Origin of the sequence: Levilactobacillus paucivorans, from assembly GCF_001437125.1 — a bacterium.
GTDB lineage: Bacteria > Bacillota > Bacilli > Lactobacillales > Lactobacillaceae > Levilactobacillus > Levilactobacillus paucivorans.
This window is the reverse complement of the sequence record NZ_JQCA01000001.1, coordinates 1-3,536: the sequence shown is the minus strand read 5'-3', so window position 1 is coordinate 3,536 and position 3,536 is coordinate 1. Positions and strand designations below refer to the sequence as shown.

At 38.4% G+C, this 3,536-nt stretch carries 3 protein-coding genes; all 3 read right to left on the bottom strand.

Features of this window, described 5'->3' with window-relative positions; all coding sequences use genetic code 11:
• Window positions 1-110 precede the first annotated feature (110 nt).
• On the bottom strand, window positions 111-1,067 hold the full coding sequence (locus IV54_RS00020) for a protein rep (protein ID WP_016377515.1): 957 nt from the start codon (window positions 1,065-1,067) through the stop codon (window positions 111-113).
• A gap of 649 nt (window positions 1,068-1,716) precedes the next feature.
• Window positions 1,717-2,808: a MobV family relaxase gene (gene mobV / locus IV54_RS00010; RefSeq protein WP_057877374.1), complete on the bottom strand. Its 1,092-nt coding sequence runs from the start codon at window positions 2,806-2,808 to the stop codon at window positions 1,717-1,719.
• 378 nt (window positions 2,809-3,186) lie between these two features.
• Window positions 3,187-3,393 (bottom strand): hypothetical protein, encoded by a 207-nt coding sequence (locus tag IV54_RS00005; protein ID WP_016377513.1) that lies wholly within the window; start codon window positions 3,391-3,393, stop codon window positions 3,187-3,189.
• Between the last annotated feature and the right edge of the window lie 143 nt (window positions 3,394-3,536).

Sequence of the window (3,536 nt, the reverse complement as noted above, 5' to 3'; positions counted from 1 at the left end):
TAGAATCAAGATAAATCTGCTTTAATCGCTTAAAATCAACATCAAAACCATTTTTTTGCATTTCTTCAACAAAAAAATTATCCAATCTCATCATCATAAAAAACACCCCCCTACCACATAAAATAATTTTGTTTATTAAAATCCCATTTTGCGACAACCTCTTCCGCAGCTTCCATTTGCTCTTTGGTGTAATCTTCATCGCCAACATGAACCAAATCACCATTTTCAACATCTTCAAGTTTCAAATCTTGCTTAATTTGCTTAAACAGACCACCATAGCTGATTTGTCGTGTTCCAGCTAAGGCATACTCTAAATCTTTAATCACCGTCAAATTACGCTCATCATCAGCCGTCATGTAATCAGCCGACTTCACTTCATACTTGGCAGTTTCTTCCGCACTAGCTTGCAAAGAGTCAGTTCCTTTGCGTTTATTAGCTTTAACAGCCTGCACATGTACCACAGGCTCATAATCAGACTTTAAAGCTCTTTGCCACAATTTTGCCCATTCTTCTTGCTTAATATAATTCACGCTATCCCCGGTAAAATAACTAGATTTTACAAACAATAAAACATGTAAATGCTGGTTATACGACCCATCTTGTTCATTGACGGTTATTTCCGTTGAACGTAAATAACCCAATAAATTTTTATGGACTTTCTTGTATTTAACTAATTTATTAAATGCCTTAGTTAAAGTTCGTAAAGACCCTTTTAACTCTTCTGCTGAATAAGCATTCTTAATGGTCAAAGTTAAAAACAAAAACCGCCCTTTAGGCTCTCGCGCAACCGCCTCTGCAATAATTTGTTTTAATTGGCTCGAATTTTTCATACTTTTTCTCCAGTTGCATAGCGGACATAACCGCTTTTTGCAAAACCAAGTCTGATACAGCTTCAAATGCTCCCCAATCTTCCGAAAACGTAAAACTTCACCACAACCTCGGACATCATGTGCCCGTTTAAATTCTAAAATTGACAAATATTCTGCATAGCGCACATTTTCAATCTTACGTTCTCGCCAAGGTCTTACTTTGCCATTTTCTGTTTTATCTTTAAATACTTTAGACATAAAAAGCTCCTTCCGTTCTATCCACGTGAAGGAGCTGAAATATCATTTTAGCTAAGCTTACAGCCTTGACAGAATAGGGTTTTCCCCCTAGAATAAGACTATAAATCGCGAATGATAATCAACTCACGTGCTCGGACGACCAAATCAGAGACTTCACGTGGGTTTTTATTTTGTATTTCTTTATTAAAATTTATACCTCAATAATACACCAAAACCCTATAATAGCAAGGCATATGTACAAAAACAGCAAAATCCAGTTGTTTCTACTAGTATCAAGATAAGAAGAAACCGTCGAAAAACGACGGTTTCAAACCCCAAAAAAGCAGATCAGCAAAAATCGCTGAACTGCTTTTTTAAGACCATGGCTTTCAGCCATACTGACCAGCTGAACCAGCTGGACCCCACAAATGAGCGGGAGCCCCCGCTCAAACTCACCCCGTACTCGCCGTAAGGCAGGCAAAAAAAGCAGGGGTGCTTTTCTTTGCATGCGCAAAAGTATTCTAATCCAGTAGTCAATCAACTCCTTAAAGCCTCAAAAAGGGACTAACTGCTAAAGCAGGAAGTCCCTTTAATTCGATTTACCGTTGACTGACGGCCATTAAACAGCTCCAATACTCGTCAGCGGTTAAATTAAAGCCATAGACCAGATTCAAAGGCTTGGACCGTCTAATTCATCATGTTGTCCCTCTGAACGCTCCTGTGGCCTCTGAGGGGCTTTTTTAGACGGTTCTTTTAGTCCAGCTCGTTCTAGCCACTTGCTTGGTAAACCAACCCCTAATTTGCGCTGTAAGAAGTGGTCAACACTCCGAACAATTCCTTGTAGCGTCCCGACTAGCTTTTGAAGACGACGATTCTCAATATCTAACTCCATAGCCTTACTTTCAGCTTTAATCAGTCGGTCTTTTTGAATATCCATATCAGACCTTTGGGACAATGTTTCAGTAAAATACGTATCCGTTAAGCTGGCACCCTGTTTAAGTTTATCAAAATCAAAACGGTCAACCAGCACATACCGCTTATGGAAACGAGATTCCTTCGTTTTAACACTATTCACATCAAATTTAGTGGCTTGATACGTCTTAAGTTTCGCTTGGCGCTGCTTAGTTTCATTTTCAACCGCTGCTAACTTTTGCTGCCCCTGCTTAATAGATTCCCGCATGGCTTTATATTCTGGTACCGTTAAACTTTTACGTTCTGATTCTTGAACCCCACGCTGAATATTGAAACCATGCTGTTGTAAATAAGTCGGTAATTGATCTTGAATATCTCGCAAAGCTGTGCGATTAAAAACTCGTTTAGCAGACAATTTATGTTCATCATCAAACGGGACAATCCCCATATGCATATGTGGGGTGCTCTCATCAAGATGAACAATTGCATAACGAATATTTTCTTCACCAAATTTTTCAGCAAAATAGTCCTTCGCTGTTTCAAAATATTTACGCGTATCAGCTGCCGTTAAATCGGCAAAGAAATGACGATCACTTGAGATAATCCATTCATTGACCAAGACCGCATCTTTTCTAACTGCTCGCTGACTCGTTTTATGCTCGTTAATATAATCCTCAATATCGGTTTTGAAATGATTAGTCCGACCAGCGACCAAATCATAATTTAAAGCCGAACGGTCAACGTCAATATCCGGATTTTTATGATGTTGAGTCCGTCGTTGATCATGATTACCCAAACCAACTAAATTATCAGCTTTTAATTTCTGCATATTAGCGACTAAATAACTCATCTCACGGCCCCATTTCAAACAGCTAAATTTGGTTAGAGCATAACACATAATTCGGCAAACCTCCATGCAAGGTATAGCCCACTATACTTTACTTCGCAAAGTGTGGTCTCTACCGAGGGTTGCTTTGCCAGCAGGACAGACCCCACCGCTCATTTTCCTACTCGGAAAATCTTGCTCTCGTGGCAGTTAATTTTGGCTGTTCTCTTCCGCCAAAATAATCGCCACTCACTAGCTTAATTTTTCTAAGAAAAATTGACGCCCGAATTAAAAAAAACCTCGGCTATCTTTTCCGCCGAGATTCCTTTAATTCGCAAAACCGAAATTTTGATCCACAAAAACCATGGAACAAAATTTCAAAAATCACTAAACATGCAATGTTTATATCCGACTTTCGTATATGCCGTCATAGACTTCCGCTTTAACAACATCCATATCTGTACCGCCGTTATCAACATATTTCAAAATATTCCACAAAGAATTATGCAAATATTCAGCTTCAATCACTAACTCTTTTTTACTCATATGGCTGTATTCACTATTTTTATCTAAGTCATGCTCATCGTAATAATCTTCAAATAATCCCATACTCATTTATCTCCTAATCTTCATACTTCAAGCGCTCATTTAAAGCACGTACTTTTCCCTTTTCAATATCATCAGAATGTCTATTTCTAGAATCAAGATAAATCTGCTTTAATCGCTTAAAATCAACATCAAAACCATTTTTT

Excerpts from the sequence above, each read along its gene's own strand:
- IV54_RS00020 (WP_016377515.1), bottom strand. The coding sequence starts at position 1,067 with ATGTCTAAAGTATTTAAAGATAAAACAGAAAATGGCAAAGTAAGACCT.
- mobV (WP_057877374.1), bottom strand. The coding sequence starts at position 2,808 with ATGAGTTATTTAGTCGCTAATATGCAGAAATTAAAAGCTGATAATTTA.
- IV54_RS00005 (WP_016377513.1), bottom strand. The coding sequence starts at position 3,393 with ATGGGATTATTTGAAGATTATTACGATGAGCATGACTTAGATAAAAAT.